The sequence below is a fragment of the Yersinia artesiana genome (genome assembly GCF_902726545.1).
Classification (GTDB): domain Bacteria; phylum Pseudomonadota; class Gammaproteobacteria; order Enterobacterales; family Enterobacteriaceae; genus Yersinia; species Yersinia artesiana.
Window position 1 is genome coordinate 52,223 of record NZ_CACVAD010000016.1, and the last position, 19,541, is coordinate 71,763.

Below are 19,541 nucleotides of genomic sequence, written 5' to 3' on the forward strand. Positions count from 1 at the left end.
ATGAGAGAAAGGTACAATAGCTGTAGTTTATCAATTTATGCCGCGTTTAACTGCATTTCTAAGTAGGGCAACGCCTTTTACCTTGGTGCAGCGCAAGTCGCCGCGATACAGAGAATTAACAATGGATCAGAACGTTTCAACGGCACTCAAGAGCTTTACTCAGCGCTATATTGACTTATGGCAGCAGCAAACCGGGCGGCCACCAGCCAGTGAGGAGCTTTATGGGGTACCTTCCCCCTGTAATGTAGAAACTCAAGATAATCAGGTGTTTTGGTTGCCGCAGCCTTTTGTTGGTGAAGCTAATCTTGCCAATATTGAACGGGCACTGGAGATTCAGCTTCATCCAGATATCCATGAGTTTTATACCCAGCAATATGCCGGAGACATGAAAGCTGATTTAGGTGATCACCGTTTTACCTTGCTCCAGGTCTGGAGCGAAGATGATTTCATCCGTTTACAGGAAAATCTCATTGGCCATCTGGTGACACAGAAAAGGCTGAAACTCTCGCCGACACTGTTTTTAGCGACAACGGAATCGGAAATGACCATGGCTTCACTGTGTAATGTCAGTGGTAATGTTGTGTTAGAGGAGTTTGGTAGCGGAAAACGGACCTTACTGGCATCGACTCTTGCTCATTTTCTGGATGCATTACGTCCTGTATTTCCTGAAGAAAGATAGGATTATTGCCCATTTGAGCACAACGCGTGTGAGAGATCTCGCACACGCGTTGTGAGACATCACTTCTATTCCTTTTATGTGAAATTATTGTATTAGATTTATCTTCAATAAAATCATTTTGTTATAAACATTCATTTTTTTATATATAAAAGCATCGCCTTCATTCTCCTTACAGTACCTTGTCTCTCTTTGTCGATTAAGCGATCCTTTACTTGCCCGATAGGATCTGGCGGAAAGGAAGGTGTCAGGATGGTGCCACTTCAGGATGAAGGACACAGGGACTGCTTAGGACGAGTGAAGGGATGTTTCAGGAAGAAACAAAGGACACCTCCAGGATGGAGATTGAGAGCCAGTTCAGGATGATTGGTGGGTTAGGATAACTTCAGGATTGACACCGGGATGGTGTAGAACAACGCGATGGATTGCTGGTTAGGATAACCGCACGGAAAAGTTTTCAAGGATTGAGCAGGGAGCATCACTTTTAGCTGGATTGCTATGAAACGAATAGAGGGGTACTGGTCAAACAGTACCCCTTTTTTTATCTTCATTTTGCTCAATCCACCTCTGTCGTCTAGGGTGTGAGTTTGGGCATATTGTTCTTCAATGGTATGCTTGGCCGCCGTTGAACCAGCACGGTGAATGGTTGTTTTTTGGTTGAGAGCATAATCATGAATACAGAAAATCAGGTGCGCCTGAGCCTACAGAATATCGAGCTTGCCATGCGGGAAATTGATCTTTGGCAATCAGTTCCGCCACAAGCCGAGGCTTTTGAAAGTAATGAGCCTTTTAGCATTGACACCATGGATGCTGAGCAGTGGTTGCAATGGGTACTTATCCCGCGAATGTATGCATTGTTGGAGTCGAAAGGGCCACTCCCCACACGTTTTGCTATTACACCCTATTTTGAAGAAGCGCTGACTGGCGAGGGTCGCCCGGATTGCACCTTACTGCTGGTAGAACTACAGCGTCTCGATGACCTGCTGAATAAAGAAAGTCACTAATGCTGGAAATACTCTATCAAGACGAACATATAGTTGCGGTAAATAAACCTGCCGGCTGGTTAGTTCATCGCAGTTGGTTGGATAGCAATGAAACCGTTTTTGTCATGCAAACGGTACGTGATCAAATTGGTCAGCATGTTTATACCGTTCATCGCCTGGATCGCCCGACATCGGGTGTCCTGCTAATGGCGCTGTCCAGCGATGTGGCTCGTGCCCTTTCGTTGCAATTTGAACAACATCAGATTCAGAAAACCTATCATGCGGTCGTTCGTGGATACGTGCTGGAAGATGGCACTATTGATTATGAGATGACTGAAGAGCTAGACAAGATCGCGGATAAATTCGCTCGCCCCGATAAGGCACCACAGCCTTCAGTGACCCATTATCAGGCTCTGTCTCAAGTAGAAGTACCTATTGCCATCGGGCGCTATGACACTGCGCGCTTTAGTTTAATGGAGTTAAAACCAGAAACGGGCCGCAAGCATCAACTTCGCCGGCATATGGCGCATATTCGCCACCCGATCATCGGTGACAGCACCCACGGCGATCTGCGTCAGAATCGTGGGATTGCAAAGCATTTTGATTGCTCGCGGCTGATGCTTCATGCCAGTCATTTGCAGTTGAATCACCCTGTGACCGGAGTGCCACTAAGTTTGACGGCGCGTTGGGATGAATCCTGGCAACAACTGATGTCACACTTTGGTTGGCTGGATATTGCCCCTCATCTTGAAAGGGTTGAGTTTGCAGTAACGGCGAGTCAGGATAGTGCGTAATTTTTTTCGTTAAAAGGAAATGTTTTTTATGGCTCAGGTCGGGATTTTTGTCGGCACGGTGTACGGTAACTCACTGTTAGTTGCAGAAGAGGCCGAGAGCATACTGAAAGAACAGGGGCATGAGGTCAAAGTGTTCGATGAGGGGACTTTAGAAGCCTGGCAGTATTATCGTCAACATTATGTGCTCGTGGTGACCTCGACAACCGGACAGGGGGATTTCCCTGACAGCATTGCTCCGCTTTTTGTCGCTGTCCGTGATCAGGTTGGATTTCAGCCAGAATTGCGTTATGGCGTCATTGCGTTGGGTGACAGCAGTTATGATAACTTCTGCGGAGCCGGGCGTGCATTTGATGAGTTATTACAAGAGCAGGGTGCGACACGAATTGGCGAAAGGCTGGAGATTGATGCCATTGAACATCCGGAACCTGAGGTTGTTTCAGCTTCGTGGGTGGAGCAGTGGGGTCGTCTACTTCAATAACTATTTATTTCAATAACTGTTTATTTCAATAATTATACCACCATGCTTTAACTCGAGCTATTTAGGGTATTAATCCTTTACTCATGAAGTTGCAGGTGAGAGCGATGTTTATTCACCTGCAACAACAATGACTTTAGTGATACAACGATGCCACCGATTTAGCGGCCGCTGGTCAGTTTTTCCAGGTCAGCTTCAATCTCGGCAATCTTATTGGTCACTACACTCTCTAAATGACGCAAGTCATCCAGAATCTTACGTTTCAAATCAACTTCAACTTGATCGCGTTTGCACAGTTGATCAAGTTCATCAATGACATAGCGTAGATTTGGGTTGATTTCATTGATTTCTTTATAGCCATGACCAGCATTATCAGCAACTACAGTTTTGCGTTGGCGTGGGTATTTGAACTTCACACTCTTAGCAAAAAATTCACCTTTATCTTTGCGGAAGTAAATTTTCAGAATGTCGTTATTGGCCTCCTGACGCAGGCTATAGCGATCGACATCTTCTGGTTGTGTGATTCCTAAGCTTTTCAGATTGTCATACATAGCGCCACCTTTTTAGTTTTATATTCCACAGTTTATGATTATGACGGTAATTTTCGCCAAAGAATGTGATTAACCCACAAGGCAAAAAAATAGCGGGGGATTAGCCCGCTATCTTCAATCTTAGTCGATAGTGCGTAATAACTCATTGATGCCGACTTTTCCGCGGGTCTTCGCGTCAACTTTCTTCACGATAACCGCGCAGTACAGACTGTAGCTGCCGTCTTTCGATGGCAAATTGCCTGAAACAACGACCGAGCCTGCGGGAACGCGACCATAATGGATTTCACCGGTTTCACGATCATAAATACGGGTGCTTTGACCGATGAATACGCCCATAGAAATAACCGAGCCTTCTTCAACGATAACCCCTTCGACCACTTCTGAGCGCGCGCCGACAAAGCAGTTGTCTTCGATAATGGTCGGGTTAGCTTGCAGTGGCTCCAACACGCCACCAATGCCAACACCGCCGGACAGGTGAACGTTCTTGCCGATTTGTGCGCAAGAACCGACAGTTGCCCATGTGTCCACCATGGTGCCTTCATCAACAAAAGCCCCGATATTCACGTAGGAAGGCATTAGCACAGTATTGCGCGCAATGAATGCGCCTTTACGCACGGTTGCCGGTGGTACGACACGGAAGCCTTCACGTTGGAAACGGGCTTCATCATAGCCAGCAAACTTCATTGGGACTTTATCGTAGTAACGCGTTTCCGCACCTTCCATGACTTGGTTGTCATTGATGCGGAAAGACAGCAGCACGGCTTTTTTCAACCACTGATGGGTAATCCATTGACCGTCAATCTTTTCTGCAACCCGCAGGGCACCGGTATCCAGTAAATCAATTACATGGTTAATCGCTTCGCGCGTTACGGTGTCTACGTTTGCCGGAGTGATATCTGCACGGCGTTCGAAAGCGGTTTCAATAACGTTCTGTAGTTGCTGCATACTGTTCTTTCCCGATGTTATACCCTTCGAACTTGAAACCATTGCAATGTAAGCAATAACATCAATGATCTTGGGGGCGATTGTAAGAAAATTAATGACTAAAAAGCTATTTGTATCACAGTTTATCGTTCGGATTGAGGGTATCTGTCAACCGTTGTGCTAATTCACGACGCGTTTCAATGCTTAAAGCACGGCGATCCTTATCAGCTAACACAAATAAATCCTCCACTCGTTCGCCGATCGTGGTGATACGTGCACTATGCAGTGATAACCCTAAATCAGCGAAAATGTCACCGACGCGTGCCAGTAAGCCCGGCTGGTCCAGAGCAATAAGCTCCAGATAAGTCCGGCGTTCATTATGTGTTGGCAAGAAATTGGTTTCGGTCGGGACACTGAAATGGCGTAATTTGGGCGATAAACGTCTTACCCGTGGATGTTGATAGTTTTGTCGGGTCATCGCTTGCTGCAAGGCATGGATGATAATAGGGTGCCTATCTTGCGCTAATGGGCTGCCATCAGGTTCCAACACAATAAAGGTATCCATCGCCATGCCATCCCGGTTGGTAAAAATTTGCGCGTCATGGACACTCAGGTTGCGGCGATCCAGCTCACCCACCACCGCAGCAAACAACGACGGGCGATCAGGGCACCAGATAAAGATTTCAGTCCCACCACGCGTTGCCTGGCGGCTTACCAGTACCAATGGTTTGGTTGAGTCATGTTCCAGTAGATGGCGAGCATGCCAGGCTAATTGATTGGGTGAATGACGCAGGAAATAATCCGCCCGACAGCGGCTCCAGATATGGTGCAGCGCTTCTTCATCAATATTATCCATGCGCAGCAATGCTAACGCCTGAAGCCGATGATGGCGAACGCGTTCGCGTAAATCCGGGCTGTTTTGCATTCCGCGACGTAGCTGTTTCTCTGTAGCGAAATAAAGTTCGCGCAGCAGGCTTTGTTTCCAGCTATTCCACAGGTTTTCATTGGTGGCACAAATATCAGCGACGGTCAGGCTGACTAAATAGCGCAAGCGGGTTTCACTTTGTACTTCTGCTGAAAATTGCTGTATCACCGCCGGGTCTTGAATATCACGACGTTGAGCGGTTACTGACATCAATAAATGGCAACGGACTAGCCAGGCAACAAGCTGGGCCTCGCGGGAGTTCAGCCCATGCTGTTCGGCAAATTCCAGCACATCGTGCGCGCCTAATATTGAATGGTCACCCCCCCGTCCTTTGGCGATATCATGAAACAACGCCGCGAGCAGCAAGAGTTCAGGCTGAGGTAAGCGCGGATAAAGTTCGACACAAAGAGGGTGACGCGGGCGGGTGGTTTCATCGGCAAAACTTTCGAGTTTAAGTAACACTCGGATTGTATGTTCATCGACGGTATAAGCATGAAACAGGTCAAACTGCATCTGCCCGACAATACTGCCCCACTGCGGCATATAAGCCCACAGCACACTGTGGCGATGCATAGGTAATAGCGCTCGGGAAACGGCACCCGGATGTCGTAAAATGGCCATAAACAGTTTGCGTGCTTCAGGGATATTACATAGTGGCTGCTTCAGGTGACGACGTGCATGGCGTAAACGGCGTACCGTGGTGGAGTAGATACCTTTGATGTCCTGATTGCGCACCATGAGATAGAACATGCGCATAATGGCTTCAGGTTTCTCAACAAACAGATTTTCATCACGCAAATCGATTAAATCGCCACGTAATTGAAATTCATCATCCAGCGACCGCGGTTTCTCATTGGCATCCAGCGCCAATATGGCTTCATCAAATAGCTGCAATAGCATGTTGTTCAGCTCACTGACCCGGCGAGTCATGCGATAAAAATCTTTCATCATGCGCTCGACCGGCTCATTCCCTTCGCCCTGATATTGCAAAAGTTGGGCAACACTCAGTTGGCGGTCAAACAGCAGGCGGTTATCGTAGCGGGTGAGTACCAAATGCAAGGCAAAGCGGATACGCCACAAAAAACTTTGGCTTTCAATCAGTTCGTTGCGCTCGGCTTTAGTGAGAAAACCAAAATCAACCATCTCACTCAATGACGTCGCACCAAAATGGCGGCGGGCAACCCACTGAAGAGTATGAATATCCCTTAATCCACCGGGGCTGCTTTTGATATCCGGTTCCAGATTATAACTGGTACCGTGATAGCGTTTATGCCGCTCTTGTTGCTCCACCACTTTGGCATGGAAAAATTTTGGCGAGGGCCAGAAGTTGTCGCTGAAAATATGTTTTTGCATCTGTAGGAATAGAGCAACATCGCCACAAATGAGGCGCGATTCAATCATATTGGTAGCAACGGTGAGGTCAGCCAAGCCTTCCAGCAAACACTCTTCCAGAGTACGCACACTGTGGCCGACTTCCAGTTTTAGATCCCAGAGTAAGGTGATCAACTGGCCGACGCGCTGCGCGTGTTCATCATTGAGGCGCTGTTTGGACAGAATTAGCACATCAATGTCTGAAAGCGGATGCAGCTCGCCACGACCGTAACCGCCGACGGCGACCAGCGCAGTTTCTGGCACGTCATCGAAGCCATAGAATGTCCACAGTCGACCTAACAGGCGATCAATGTAATCACTGCGTGCCGCAATTAATGTCTCCGCACTGATTCCGCCATTGAATGCATCAGCCTGCCAGGACTGGAAAGTTTCCAATCGCTGCTTGAGCTCTGGACAATTAAGCTCGCTATCAAGATAGGTTGTCGGAGATGCGGGCTGCTCAGGAATGACCTTCGTTACCACGGGAGGTACAGAGTGCTCGGTGTGATTGTCAGACATATGCTTACCTGGTAAAAGACGCAGCCCATAAAAAAGCCGGCGGCTGCCGGCTTATCATTATTACTCGTGCGTTATGATGTTGGGGATAGTGTCATCCTTGCGCAACGTCATTATTTCGCAGCCGTTATCAGTTACCACAATAGTATGCTCATACTGCGCCGACAAGCTGCGATCTTTAGTTTTTACTGTCCAACCGTCTTTCATGGTGCGGATGCGATAATCGCCAGCATTGACCATAGGTTCAATGGTGAAAGCCATACCGGCTTGCAGCACAACACCACCATCATCAGCATCATAGTGCAGAACCTGTGGCTCCTCATGGAAACCTTCACCAATGCCGTGACCACAATATTCACGCACTACTGAGAAGTTTTCTGCTTCTACAAACTTCTGGATCTCTTTGCCCAAGGTGCGCAGACGGATGCCCGGTTTAACCATTTTGATGGCCAGATACAGGCTCTCTTGTGTCACTCGGCATAAGCGCTCACCAAGAATGGTAGGCTTGCCGACAATAAACATTTTTGATGTGTCGCCATGAAAGCCATCTTTAATCACGGTAACGTCGATATTGACGATATCGCCATCTTTCAGGACTTTTTCATCACTTGGAATACCGTGGCAGATAACTTCATTTACTGAAATACAAACTGATTTTGGAAAGCCGTGATAACCGAGACACGCGGAAATAGCTTGCTGGTGGTTGGTGATATGGTCGTGACAAATACGATCAAGTTCGCCAGTGGTGACGCCTGGTTTGACGTGAGGCTCAATGATTTCCAGCACTTCAGCAGCCAAACGGCCAGCAACGCGCATTTTTTGAATATCTTCAGGTGTTTTGATTGAGATTGCCATGCAAAAGTGTCCGTAGGGGCTATAGATGACCAGCCGCCGTTAATAAATAGATATGAATAAGCAGGTAAATATCGATTAATAAAAAATCTACGCTAAAAATCTGTTGCTAATGGTACCAGCCCTGCAATTTGCTGCCAAACTTTCGTTTGCAATGGCGACACTAAATTCAACAAAAGTTGGTGTGTTGTGGCTGTTTATGGTATAAAGCGCGCCGGCGAACCGCACTCTCTTCTTGGGTATATCCTGATAAGAAAGTGTTGTTTAGTCGAGTAATACCAATCGCACTCATATGTGTAAATAACACACACGTGTCGACACATACGCCGGGGTGCCCTAAAGTTTTTGATTATCATCAATCGCTTATGGGGTCGGCGTTATGGGACACGTGGAGGCATAACCCCAACTGATACTATAGAGGTTTTAATCATGGCAACTGTTTCCATGCGCGACATGCTCCAGGCCGGTGTTCACTTCGGTCACCAAACCCGTTATTGGAACCCGAAAATGAAGCCTTTCATCTTCGGCGCACGTAACAAAGTTCACATCATCAACCTGGAAAAGACCGTACCATTGTTCAACGAAGCTCTGGCTGAATTGAAAAAGATCTCTTCCCGTAAAGGTAAGATCTTGTTCGTTGGTACTAAACGCGCAGCAAGCGAAGCGGTAAAAGAAGCTGCCAACAACTGCGACCAGTTCTTCGTGAACCATCGCTGGTTGGGCGGGATGCTGACTAACTGGAAAACTGTTCGTCAGTCCATCAAACGTTTGAAAGATTTGGAAATCCAGTCTCAAGACGGCACCTTCGACAAGCTGACCAAAAAAGAAGCGCTGATGCGTACTCGTGAACTGAACAAGCTGGAAAACAGCCTGGGCGGTATCAAAGACATGGGCGGCTTACCAGACGCACTGTTCGTTGTTGATGCTGATCACGAACACATCGCTATCAAAGAAGCTAACAACCTGGGTATCCCGGTATTCTCTATCGTTGATACTAACTCCGATCCAGATGGCGTTGACTTCATCATCCCAGGTAACGATGACGCAATCCGTGCAGTTAAACTGTACCTGAGCGCTGTTGCTACTGCCGTCAATGAAGGTCGTTCTCAAGATCTGGCCGTTCAAGCGGAAGAAAGCTTCGTAGAAGCTGAATAATAAGTCAGGCTCGTCGTGAGCCCTTATTAACCAGGTATTGAATATGTTGGTTAGGGGGCCTTTTATAGGCCCCCTTTGCGTATCTAATGTGAGATCTTGTTTTCACAAGAGAACCGAGGAAATTGAAATGGTTGCTATTACCGCTGCTTTGGTAAAAGAACTGCGTGAGCGTACTGCCGCAGGCATGATGGAATGTAAAAAGGCGTTGGTTGAAGCTAACGGCGACATCGAGCTTGCCATCGACAATATGCGTAAATCTGGTCAGGCTAAAGCTGCCAAGAAAGCAGGCCGTATCGCTGCTGAAGGTATCATCCTGGCTAAAGTATCAGCCGACGGCAAATTCGGTGTGATTCTGGAACTGAACTGCGAAACTGACTTCGTTGCTAAAGATGCTGGCTTCAAAGCATTCGGCGAAGAAGTTATCAACGCAGCTCTGGCTGACAAAATCGCTGATATCGACGTTCTGAAAGCTAAGTTCGAAGAACAACGCGCTAACCTGGTTGCTAAAATCGGTGAGAACATCAACATTCGTCGTGTTGCTGTTCTGGAAGGCGATGTTCTGGGGACTTATCTGCACGGTGCACGTATCGGTGTTATGGTTGCGGCAACTGGCGCTGATGAAGAGCTGGTTAAGCACATTGCTATGCACATTGCGGCAAGCAAACCTGAATACGTTAAGCCAGAAGATGTTCCTGCTGAAGTTGTTGCTCGCGAGCACCAAATCCAGTTGGACATCGCTATTGAATCCGGCAAGCCACGTGAAATTGCTGAGAAGATGGTTGAAGGCCGTATGCGTAAGTTCACCGGCGAAGTTTCTCTGACTGGTCAGAACTTCGTAATGGACCCAAGCAAAACTGTTGGCGATCTGTTGAAAGAAAACAACGCTGACGTTGTAAACTTCATCCGCTTCGAAGTGGGCGAAGGCATTGAGAAAGTTGAGACTGACTTTGCTGCTGAAGTTGCAGCAATGAGCAAACAGTCTTAATGCTAAAAATGGGGCCGCCATCAGGCGGTTCCATTTTATCCATTCGATACCCGTTATACTTCAAGCTACAGGTGCGTTGACAGCCTCAATCTGGTCAGTTTTCAACGTGCAAAATTACCTGAAGTTCTGATGGTCAATTCCCCAATATTATTACTGCTGCTTAGGACAGAACACCATGGCAACCAATGCAAAACCCGTATATCAGCGTATCCTGCTTAAGCTTAGTGGCGAAGCCCTGCAAGGTGCAGAAGGTTTTGGTATCGACGCAAGCGTTTTGGATCGCATGGCTCAAGAAGTGAAAGAGCTGGTCGAATTGGGCATTCAGGTCGGTGTGGTGATTGGCGGTGGTAACTTGTTCCGCGGTGCCGGTTTGGCACAAGCTGGGATGAACCGCGTAGTGGGCGACCACATGGGAATGCTGGCTACCGTAATGAACGGCCTGGCAATGCGAGATGCACTGCACCGTGCCTATGTGAACGCCCGCCTGATGTCTGCTATTCCACTTAACGGTGTGTGTGATAATTACAGCTGGGCCGAGGCAATCAGCCTGCTGCGCCACAACCGCGTGGTTATTTTTGCTGCGGGTACGGGTAACCCATTCTTCACTACAGATTCTGCGGCTTGCCTGCGCGGTATCGAAATTGAAGCTGATGTTGTGTTGAAAGCAACAAAAGTCGATGGGGTCTACTCCGCAGATCCGGTGAAAAATCCTGACGCAACACTGTACGAACAGTTAACCTATCAGGACGTTTTAGAGCGTGAGTTGAAAGTTATGGATCTGGCAGCCTTCACTTTGGCCCGTGACCACAACCTGCCAATTCGTGTCTTTAACATGAATAAACCTGGCGCTTTACGTCGCGTGGTGATGGGTGAGAATGAAGGGACGTTGATCACTAAAGAAGTGGCAGCGGTAGCTAAATAAGCGATTTCCCGTACTGTCAGGGGCATCTGGATTGAACGCTTGCCCCTTTAACCAGCAACTGTTGGTTTGTATATTCACCGGCTATACTTAAGTTATGGCCTGACAAGTAACCAGTTTTCAAGGGTTCACAACGTGATTAACGAAATTAGAAAAGATACCGAAGTACGCATGGAGAAATGCTTAGAAGTCTTCCAGAATCATATTAGTAAGATTCGTACTGGTCGCGCTTCTCCGAGCATTCTTGATGGCATTCAGGTTGAGTATTATGGCACTGCTACGCCATTGCGCCAGTTGGCTAACATCGTTGTTGAAGACTCCCGTACTCTGGCGTTGACCGTCTTTGACCGCAGCTTGAGCGCCGCCGTTGAGAAAGCGATCATGACCTCTGATTTAGGTCTGAATCCTTCTTCTGCGGGTACTGTTATTCGTGTTCCACTGCCAGCATTGACTGAAGAGCGTCGTAAGGACTTGATTAAAGTTGTTCGCGCAGAAGCAGAGCAGGGCCGTGTCTCTATCCGTAACGTGCGTCGCGATGCAAACGAAAAAGTGAAAGCTTTGTTGAAAGATAAAGAGATCAGTGAAGATGAAGATCGCCGTTCTCAAGATGAGATACAAAAGCTGACCGATGCTTTCATCAAGAAAGTTGATGCAGCATTGGCGGCCAAAGAAACTGAGTTGATGGATTTCTAATCCTCACCGACAACAGCATAGCGTCGCTTAGGCGGCGCTTTGTTTTTAGATGGCCCAATGTTTTATTGAGTTGATGCTTCATTCAATCAATATATCATTAAAACAAAATGTTATCGGCAGTAAAACGCCATAAGTTGGGTTTGGGGATAATCGTTATACTGCCTGCTATGCAGGTTGGTGAATGCCTCGCCTATCATAAAAACAGTTATTCAGAGCACTCTCATGAAGCAACTGACTATTCTTGGTTCTACAGGTTCCATCGGCAACAGCACTCTGGGTGTTGTGCGCGCTAATCCCGAATTATTCAAAATCACTGCATTGGTCGCTGGTCGCAATGTCCTCCAGATGGCACAACAATGCCTCGAGTTTGCCCCCCGTTATGCAGCCATGTCTGATGAAACCTCGGCAAAAGCGTTGCGCCTGTTATTGGCAGAAAAGGGTTCACGAACTGAGGTTTATTCCGGCGAGAAAGCGGCGTGTGAACTGGCAGCGATAGATGATGTCGATCAGGTGATGGCCGCTATTGTCGGTGTCGCAGGGTTGCCTTCCACGCTGGCGGCTATCCGTGCAGGTAAACAAGTATTACTGGCTAACAAAGAGTCGTTGATTACCTGCGGCAAGCTTTTTATGGATGAAGTGAAGCACAGTCGTGCGCAATTGCTCCCCATCGACAGCGAACATAATGCTATTTTTCAGAGTTTACCTGAAAAGGTTCAGTCTCAATTAGGCTATTCTTCACTGAGTGAGAATGGTGTTTCCCGCATTATTTTAACAGGCTCTGGTGGCCCACTACGTGAAACGCCATTAGCGCAATTTGCAGATGTCACTCCAGACCAGGCTTGCGCGCATCCAAACTGGTCTATGGGGCGTAAGATTTCGGTCGACTCTGCGACAATGATGAACAAAGGGCTAGAGTATATTGAGGCGCGTTGGCTATTTAACGCGAGTGCAGAACAGGTGGAGGTTATTTTACATCCTCAATCTGTCATTCATTCGATGGTGCGCTACCATGATGGCAGTGTGTTGGCACAGATGGGCACCCCAGATATGCGGACACCTATTGCACATGCGATGGCGTATCCAATGCGTGTGAATTCAGGTGTTGCACCGCTGGATTTCTGCAAAATACGTGAACTGACGTTTGCTGAACCGGATTATCAACGTTATCCCTGCCTGAAGCTGGCTATTGATGCCTCTAATGCAGGTCAGGCCGCAACAACCGCCCTGAATGCTGCCAATGAAATTTCTGTCATGGCATTTTTAGATTCGAGAATTCGTTTCACTGACATTGCAGTGATTAACCGTATCGTAGTGGAGCAGTTATCATTACCAGAGCCAGCCAGTGTAGATGAGGTATTGGTGATTGACCGTAAAGCCCGTGATGCAGCCGTTCAGGCAATAGCAAAATTGAATAATTAAAAGCCTCATTGGCTGATGTGGGAATTTGTTAGGTCAAGGCTGAGATGATATAGTCTGCACCGTCAATAGACAGATAGACTGTTGATTAGTGGCCCAATAGGTATTTAAACCGTCTATTTTGGCTGTCACTTAAGAAGCCGTGACTTGGTACACGGCTTTTTTTGTGCGCTTGCTGCCTAATGTTCGGGACGAACAATTGATTTATTGAGGAAATGAGTTCGCATTATGTCGTCTGTAAATGAAGATAGGGCTAACTTGTCCCCCCTGACTCCACGCCATGTTGCCATCATCATGGATGGTAATGGGCGTTGGGCTAAAAAACAGGGTAAATTAAGGGTCTTCGGTCATAAAGCGGGAGTAAAATCAGTTCGTCGGGCGGTCAGTTTTGCTGCCACTCATCAGTTAGATGCGCTCACGCTGTATGCTTTTAGCAGTGAAAACTGGAATCGCCCTGCTCAAGAAGTCACCGCACTGATGGAGCTTTTTGTTCGTGCGCTGGACAGCGAAGTAAAAAGTCTGCATAAACATAATGTTCGTTTATCGGTCATTGGTGATATCAGTCGATTTAGTGAACGTTTGCAGCAACGGATCCGTCGCTCAGAAGAGTTAACGGCAAATAATGACGGTCTGAGACTGAACATTGCTGCCAATTATGGTGGCCGTTGGGATATCATTCAGGGAGTGCGTCACTTAGCTGAACAGGTACAGCGAGGAGAATTGCAACCCAAAGATATCTGTGAAGAATCGCTAAACTCATATATCTGCCTGCATGAACAATCTGAGGTAGATTTAGTGATCAGAACCGGTGGTGAACATCGCATCAGTAATTTCTTGTTGTGGCAAATCGCTTATGCTGAACTTTACTTTACTGATGTACTCTGGCCTGATTTTGATGAACATGTCTTTGAAGGTGCGCTGAATGCATTTGCACAACGCGAGCGTCGCTTCGGGGGAACTACACCTATCGATGCCACTGCATCCTAGGGGGAACTTTTGCTGAAGTATCGTCTCATAACTGCTTTGATTTTGATTCCGGTTGTCATTGGTGCACTGTTCCTGCTTCCGCCGGTTGGTTTTGCTATTGTCACTCTTGTCGTCTGTATGCTTGCGGCGTGGGAGTGGGGGCAATTAGCCGGGTTTGCCAGTCGTTCTCAGCGTATTTGGTTAGCCATACTTTGTGGCTTTTTGTTGGTATCAATGCTGCTTAGCTTACCGGCGTACCAGCATTCAGCTCATCTTCCACAAGTGAGTGTCCCTCTCTGGCTCTCTATGGGGTGGTGGATTGCAGCATTGCTGTTGGTACTGACCTATCCACGTTCTGCATCGGTCTGGCGCGACTCACGTCTGTTACGTATAATTTTCGGCATTCTGACCATTGTCCCATTCTTCTGGGGCATGGTTGCACTGCGCCAGTATGGCTATGAACAGGATCACAATATCGGCGCCTGGTGGCTGCTGTATGTGATGCTCTTGGTGTGGGGAGCCGATTCTGGTGCCTACATGTTCGGTAAATTATTCGGTAAACATAAATTAGCGCCTAAAGTCTCACCGGGTAAAACGTGGGAAGGATTAATTGGCGGTTTACTGACATCAGCTCTGATATCATGGTTGTTTGGTCGATATGCTCCGTTGGATATCATCCCAGAAAAACTGTTAATCTGTTCCGTGGTTGCGGCATTGGCCTCGGTACTCGGCGATTTGACCGAAAGTATGTTTAAACGTGAAGCGGGAATTAAAGACAGTGGTCATTTGATTCCTGGTCATGGTGGGATACTGGATCGTATCGATAGCCTGACCGCAGCTGTGCCGGTATTTGCCTGCTTAATGCTGTTAGTGTTTTAATCCGTCACTGACGGGGAGTTTAGGGAATATGATGAGCATACTCTGGAGCCTGGCCGCGTTTATTGTCGCACTGGGGATCTTAATTACAGTGCATGAGTTTGGTCACTTTTGGGTGGCACGGCGCTGTGGTGTCCGCGTTGAACGCTTTTCGATTGGTTTTGGTAAAGCACTATGGCGCCGGACTGATCGTCAGGGAACTGAGTATGTTATCGCCCTTATCCCGTTGGGCGGCTATGTTAAAATGCTGGATGAGCGCGTAGAGGCAGTTGCTCCTGAATTTCGCCATCAATCTTTTAACAATAAAACCGTCTTACAACGCGCTGCAATCGTCAGTGCGGGCCCTATTGCCAATTTCCTTTTTGCTATTATTGCTTACTGGCTGGTGTTTATCATTGGCGTCCCAAGTGTGCGTCCGGTTGTGGGTGATATTTCGCCACAATCCATTGCTGCGCAAGCCAATATTTCTCCGGGAATGGAACTTAAGTCTGTCGATGGTATCGAAACGCCTGACTGGGATTCTGTTCGTTTGGCTTTAGTTAGCAAAATTGGCGACAAACAAATGCAAGTCGGTGTTGCCCCATTTGGCTCTGCTAATGTGGTGCAAAAGACACTCGATTTGCGTCAGTGGCAATTTGAGCCTGATAAACAAGATCCTGTGGTTGCGCTAGGCATTATCCCGCGTGGCCCGCAGATTGAAGCCGTCTTGGCAGAAGTCCAGCCAGGGTCAGCGGCAGAAAAGGCGGGTTTACAAGCAGGGGATAGGGTAGTTAAAGTTAACGGACAGTTGCTGGATCGTTGGCAAACATTTGTTTTACAAGTTCGAGATAACCCCGGTAAAGCGCTGGTGTTAGATATTGAAAGGGGCGGTACCCCCTTGTCTTTAACCTTGATACCAGATACAAAATCGGTTGGAGAAAACCGCAGTGAAGGTTTTGCGGGTGTAGTGCCGAAAGTTATACCGCTTCCGGATGAATATAAAACGATTCGCCAATATGGTCCGTTCACTGCACTCTACCAAGCTGGGGATAAAACCTGGCAGTTGATGCGGTTGACGGTAAACATGTTGGGTAAACTGATTACTGGTGATGTTAAGCTGAATAACTTGAGTGGCCCGATATCTATTGCACAAGGTGCTGGGGTTTCAGCTGAGTACGGGTTGGTGTATTACCTGATGTTTTTGGCACTGATCAGTGTCAACTTGGGCATTATCAATTTGTTCCCGTTACCGGTGTTAGATGGTGGACATCTGCTCTTCCTGGCGATAGAAAAGCTGAAGGGTGGGCCGGTTTCTGAGCGAGTACAAGACTTCAGTTATCGCATCGGCTCGATTTTGCTGGTGTTATTAATGGGGCTTGCACTTTTCAATGATTTCTCCCGTCTTTAACGGCTGGGGATAGGTTAGGAAGAACGCATAACAACGATGGCGATGAAAAAGTTGCTCATAGCGTCGCTGCTGTTTGGCAGCGCCACCGTATACGGTGCAGACGGGTTCGTAGTGAAAGATATTCATTTCGAAGGCCTGCAACGGGTCGCCGTCGGTGCGGCGTTACTTAATATGCCGGTTCGCGTAGGCGATACCGTCAGTGATGATGACATCGGTCAAACTATCCGTGCGTTGTTTGCTACAGGCAACTTCGAGGACGTCCGCGTCCTGCGCGATGGTGATACGCTGATTGTTCAAGTCAAAGAACGCCCAACGATTGCCAGCATCACTTTCTCCGGTAATAAAGCGGTGAAAGATGACATGCTTAAGCAGAATCTGGAAGCCTCTGGCGTCCGGGTTGGTGAAGCCTTGGACCGTACCACTATATCTAACATTGAAAAAGGACTCGAAGACTTCTACTACAGTGTGGGTAAATACAGTGCTTCAGTGAAGGCTGTCGTTACGCCATTGCCACGTAATCGTGTCGACCTAAAATTGGTCTTTACCGAAGGTGTGTCTGCTAAAATTCAGCAGATCAACATTGTAGGTAACCACAGTTTCACAACGGATGAACTTATCTCACGTTTCCAATTGCGTGATGAAGTGCCGTGGTGGAACGTGGTTGGCGATCGTAAATATCAGAAGCAGAAACTGGCTGGTGACCTTGAAACCTTACGCAGTTTCTATCTGGATCGTGGTTATGCCCGATTTAACATTGATTCAACCCAAGTGAGTTTGACGCCAGATAAAAAAGGTATCTACATCACTATCAATATTACTGAAGGCGACCAATACAAGCTTAACAGCGTGGTTGTGAGTGGTAATCTTGCGGGCCATCAATCTGAAGCGGATAAACTGACCAAGATTGAGCCAGGTGAATTGTTTAACGGCAGTAAAGTTACGCGCATGGAAGAAGACATCAAGAAGATGTTAGGTCGCTATGGCTATGCTTATCCGCGTGTCGTATCTCAGCCTGAAATTAATGATGCTGATAAAACAGTCAAACTGCATATCAATGTAGATGCGGGTAACCGTTTCTATGTCCGTAATGTCCGTTTCGAAGGCAATGACACCAGCAAAGACTCTGTGTTGCGCCGCGAAATGCGTCAAATGGAAGGTGCATGGCTGGGTAATGACCAGGTTGAAGCCGGTAAAGAACGTCTGAACCGTTTAGGCTATTTCGAGACTGTTGATGTTGAAACTCAACGTGTCCCGGGAACGGCTGATCAGGTCGATGTGACTTACAAAGTTAAGGAACGAAATACCGGTAGCCTGAACTTTGGTATCGGCTACGGTACTGAAAGTGGTGTGAGCTTCCAGGTTGGCGTGCAGCAAGATAACTGGTTGGGTACGGGTAACACTGTCGGTATTAACGGCACGAAAAACGACTATCAGACCTATGCTGAATTTACCTTGACTGACCCTTACTTCACCGTTGATGGTGTCAGTCTGGGCGGGCGTATCTTCTATAATGATTTTAAAGCAGATAACGCAGACCTGTCGGGCTATACCAACAGCAGCTATGGTGTTGACGGTACTTTAGGTTTCCCAATCAATGAAAATAACTCGTTGCGCGTTGGCTTAGGTTACGTCCATAACGATCTGTCCGATATGGAGCCGCAAGTCGCAATGTGGCGCTATCTCGAATCTGTCGGCGAACGCCCAGGCTATACAGGCACAACTGGCTTTACCACTGATGACTTCACGCTGAACCTGGGTTGGACATATAACAACCTTGACCGTGGCTTCTTCCCGACTTCGGGTGTGAAATCATCGGTGAATACGAAAGTAACTGTACCAGGCTCAGATAATGAGTTCTACAAAGTGACATTCGATACATCAGCATACCAGCCATTAGATGAAGATCGTTCATGGGTGCTGTTGGGCCGTGGTCGCTTGGGCTACGGTGGCGGCATCGGCTCGAAAGAAATGCCATTCTACGAGAACTTCTATGCCGGTGGTTCCAGTTCCGTTCGTGGCTTCAGGTCTAATAACATTGGTCCAAAAGCTGCGTACTATAATGCTGATGGAACTGTCAGAAATTCAACCGATGCTGTCGGGGGTAACGCGATGGCGGTGGCCAGTTTAGAACTGATTACACCGACACCGTTCATTAGTGAGAAATACTCGAACTCCGTACGTACTTCGGTCTTTATTGACTCAGGTACTGTATGGGATACCAATTGGGAAAATACTGCTCAAACACGAGCTGCAGGTATTCCTGATTACAGTAAAGCCAGCAATATTCGTGTCTCTGCCGGTGTGGCACTACAATGGATGTCACCATTGGGGCCTTTAGTGTTCTCATATGCTAAACCGATTAAAGATTACGAAGGCGACAAGTCAGAACAATTCCAGTTTAACATTGGTAAAACTTGGTAATTGATTGGCGAAGCAGTACTGAATTTTAAAGACAGCACTGGTAGTTGAAATAACCTGAAGTAGCGTTGGTATAGGCTGACGCTCTCTTTGGTATTATTCAGTATTAAGTGCACTTCAAGGTGTCTCTGACACAAACAGGTAATGGTAAGGAGTTTATAGTGAAAAAGTGGTTGTGTGCCGCAGGTCTAGGTTTAGCATTGGCAGCTTCTGCCAGCGTTCAAGCCGCAGACAAAATTGCTATTGTGAACGTTTCCAGCATTTTCCAACAATTACCTGCGCGTGAAACCGTAGCTAAACAGCTGGAGAATGAATTCAAAGGCCGTGCAACCGAACTGCAAGGAATGGAGCGCGATCTGCAAACTAAAATGCAGAAACTGCAACGTGACGGTTCTACCATGAAAGCCAGTGATCGTACCAAACTGGAAAACGACGTAATGAAACAGCGTGAAACTTTCTCTACTAAAGCCCAGGCTTTTGAGCAAGATAATCGCCGTCGTCAGATGGAAGAGCGTAACAAAATCCTGAGCCGTATTCAGGATGCTGTTAAATCTGTTGCTAGCAAAGGCGGTTATGACGTAGTGATTGATGCAAATGCTGTTGCATATGCAGATCCTTCTAAAGATATCACTGCTGATGTGCTGAAACAGGTTAAATAA

At 47.3% G+C, this 19,541-nt stretch carries 19 protein-coding genes; 14 read left to right on the plus strand and 5 right to left on the minus strand.

What is annotated here, in order from left to right:
- Positions 1 to 121 precede the first annotated feature (121 nt).
- Positions 122 to 679 carry a SecY-interacting protein gene (gene syd, locus HU019_RS07390; protein ID WP_174848598.1) on the plus strand — a complete coding sequence of 186 codons (558 nt, stop codon included), beginning with the start codon at positions 122 to 124 and terminating at the stop codon, positions 677 to 679.
- Between the two features lie 371 nt (positions 680 to 1,050).
- Here syd and HU019_RS07395 read toward each other — a convergent pair whose 3' ends face one another.
- Positions 1,051 to 1,227: a hypothetical protein gene (locus tag HU019_RS07395; RefSeq protein ID WP_174848600.1), complete on the minus strand. Its 177-nt coding sequence runs from the start codon at positions 1,225 to 1,227 to the stop codon at positions 1,051 to 1,053.
- Positions 1,228 to 1,347: 120 nt separating this feature from the next.
- Here HU019_RS07395 and HU019_RS07400 point away from each other — a divergent pair, with 120 nt between their 5' ends.
- From HU019_RS07400 to HU019_RS07410, 3 genes are read left to right on the plus strand one after another with little or no spacing between them, the layout of a single operon-like run.
- Positions 1,348 to 1,680 (plus strand): YqcC family protein, encoded by a 333-nt coding sequence (locus HU019_RS07400; RefSeq protein WP_174848603.1) that lies wholly within the window; start codon positions 1,348 to 1,350, stop codon positions 1,678 to 1,680.
- Entirely contained in the window at positions 1,680 to 2,453 is a 774-nt protein-coding gene (gene truC / locus HU019_RS07405) for a tRNA pseudouridine(65) synthase TruC (protein ID WP_174848605.1), read from the plus strand. The genes HU019_RS07400 and truC overlap by 1 nt, the downstream gene beginning before the upstream one ends.
- Positions 2,454 to 2,481: 28 nt before the next feature.
- Positions 2,482 to 2,931, plus strand: a complete 450-nt coding sequence (locus HU019_RS07410) for a flavodoxin (protein WP_174848607.1) — start codon at positions 2,482 to 2,484, stop codon at positions 2,929 to 2,931.
- A 158-nt stretch (positions 2,932 to 3,089) separates the two neighbouring features.
- Here the strand turns inward: HU019_RS07410 and HU019_RS07415 are convergent, their stop codons facing one another.
- The 4 genes from HU019_RS07415 to map form a co-directional block, all read right to left on the minus strand.
- On the minus strand, positions 3,090 to 3,479 hold the full coding sequence (locus HU019_RS07415) for a DUF3461 family protein (RefSeq protein ID WP_005164058.1): 390 nt from the start codon (positions 3,477 to 3,479) through the stop codon (positions 3,090 to 3,092).
- 120 nt (positions 3,480 to 3,599) lie between these two features.
- A complete protein-coding gene (gene dapD, locus HU019_RS07420) occupies positions 3,600 to 4,424 on the minus strand; it encodes a 2,3,4,5-tetrahydropyridine-2,6-dicarboxylate N-succinyltransferase (protein ID WP_174848609.1) in 825 nt (274 codons plus the stop codon).
- A gap of 115 nt (positions 4,425 to 4,539) precedes the next feature.
- A complete protein-coding gene (glnD, locus tag HU019_RS07425; RefSeq protein WP_174848611.1) occupies positions 4,540 to 7,218 on the minus strand; it encodes a bifunctional uridylyltransferase/uridylyl-removing protein GlnD in 2,679 nt (892 codons plus the stop codon).
- A gap of 60 nt (positions 7,219 to 7,278) precedes the next feature.
- Positions 7,279 to 8,070, minus strand: coding sequence for a type I methionyl aminopeptidase (map, locus tag HU019_RS07430; protein WP_050078629.1), 792 nt, complete (start codon positions 8,068 to 8,070; stop codon positions 7,279 to 7,281).
- Positions 8,071 to 8,496: 426 nt separating this feature from the next.
- Here map and rpsB point away from each other — a divergent pair, with 426 nt between their 5' ends.
- The 10 genes from rpsB (at position 8,497) to skp (ending at position 19,541) form a co-directional block, all read left to right on the plus strand.
- The gene (gene rpsB / locus HU019_RS07435; RefSeq protein ID WP_004706703.1) at positions 8,497 to 9,222 is read left to right on the plus strand and encodes a 30S ribosomal protein S2; all 726 of its coding nucleotides are present in this window, start codon (positions 8,497 to 8,499) and stop codon (positions 9,220 to 9,222) included.
- Between the two features lie 127 nt (positions 9,223 to 9,349).
- Positions 9,350 to 10,207, plus strand: coding sequence for a translation elongation factor Ts (gene tsf / locus HU019_RS07440; RefSeq protein WP_050078628.1), 858 nt, complete (start codon positions 9,350 to 9,352; stop codon positions 10,205 to 10,207).
- Between the two features lie 175 nt (positions 10,208 to 10,382).
- The gene (pyrH, locus tag HU019_RS07445) at positions 10,383 to 11,129 is read left to right on the plus strand and encodes a UMP kinase (protein ID WP_050078627.1); all 747 of its coding nucleotides are present in this window, start codon (positions 10,383 to 10,385) and stop codon (positions 11,127 to 11,129) included.
- Positions 11,130 to 11,261: 132 nt separating this feature from the next.
- Positions 11,262 to 11,819 (plus strand): ribosome recycling factor, encoded by a 558-nt coding sequence (gene frr, locus HU019_RS07450; protein ID WP_174848613.1) that lies wholly within the window; start codon positions 11,262 to 11,264, stop codon positions 11,817 to 11,819.
- Positions 11,820 to 12,041: 222 nt separating this feature from the next.
- Positions 12,042 to 13,238, plus strand: a complete 1,197-nt coding sequence (gene ispC / locus HU019_RS07455) for a 1-deoxy-D-xylulose-5-phosphate reductoisomerase (protein WP_174848615.1) — start codon at positions 12,042 to 12,044, stop codon at positions 13,236 to 13,238.
- Positions 13,239 to 13,463: 225 nt separating this feature from the next.
- The gene (ispU, locus tag HU019_RS07460; RefSeq protein WP_174848617.1) at positions 13,464 to 14,222 is read left to right on the plus strand and encodes a (2E,6E)-farnesyl-diphosphate-specific ditrans,polycis-undecaprenyl-diphosphate synthase; all 759 of its coding nucleotides are present in this window, start codon (positions 13,464 to 13,466) and stop codon (positions 14,220 to 14,222) included.
- A gap of 9 nt (positions 14,223 to 14,231) precedes the next feature.
- Positions 14,232 to 15,080, plus strand: a complete 849-nt coding sequence (gene cdsA / locus HU019_RS07465; RefSeq protein ID WP_174848619.1) for a phosphatidate cytidylyltransferase — start codon at positions 14,232 to 14,234, stop codon at positions 15,078 to 15,080.
- 28 nt (positions 15,081 to 15,108) lie between these two features.
- The gene (rseP, locus tag HU019_RS07470) at positions 15,109 to 16,464 is read left to right on the plus strand and encodes a sigma E protease regulator RseP (RefSeq protein ID WP_174848621.1); all 1,356 of its coding nucleotides are present in this window, start codon (positions 15,109 to 15,111) and stop codon (positions 16,462 to 16,464) included.
- A 36-nt stretch (positions 16,465 to 16,500) separates the two neighbouring features.
- Entirely contained in the window at positions 16,501 to 18,885 is a 2,385-nt protein-coding gene (bamA, locus tag HU019_RS07475) for an outer membrane protein assembly factor BamA (RefSeq protein ID WP_174848623.1), read from the plus strand.
- Between the two features lie 158 nt (positions 18,886 to 19,043).
- Positions 19,044 to 19,541: a molecular chaperone Skp gene (gene skp, locus HU019_RS07480; RefSeq protein WP_011816966.1), complete on the plus strand. Its 498-nt coding sequence runs from the start codon at positions 19,044 to 19,046 to the stop codon at positions 19,539 to 19,541.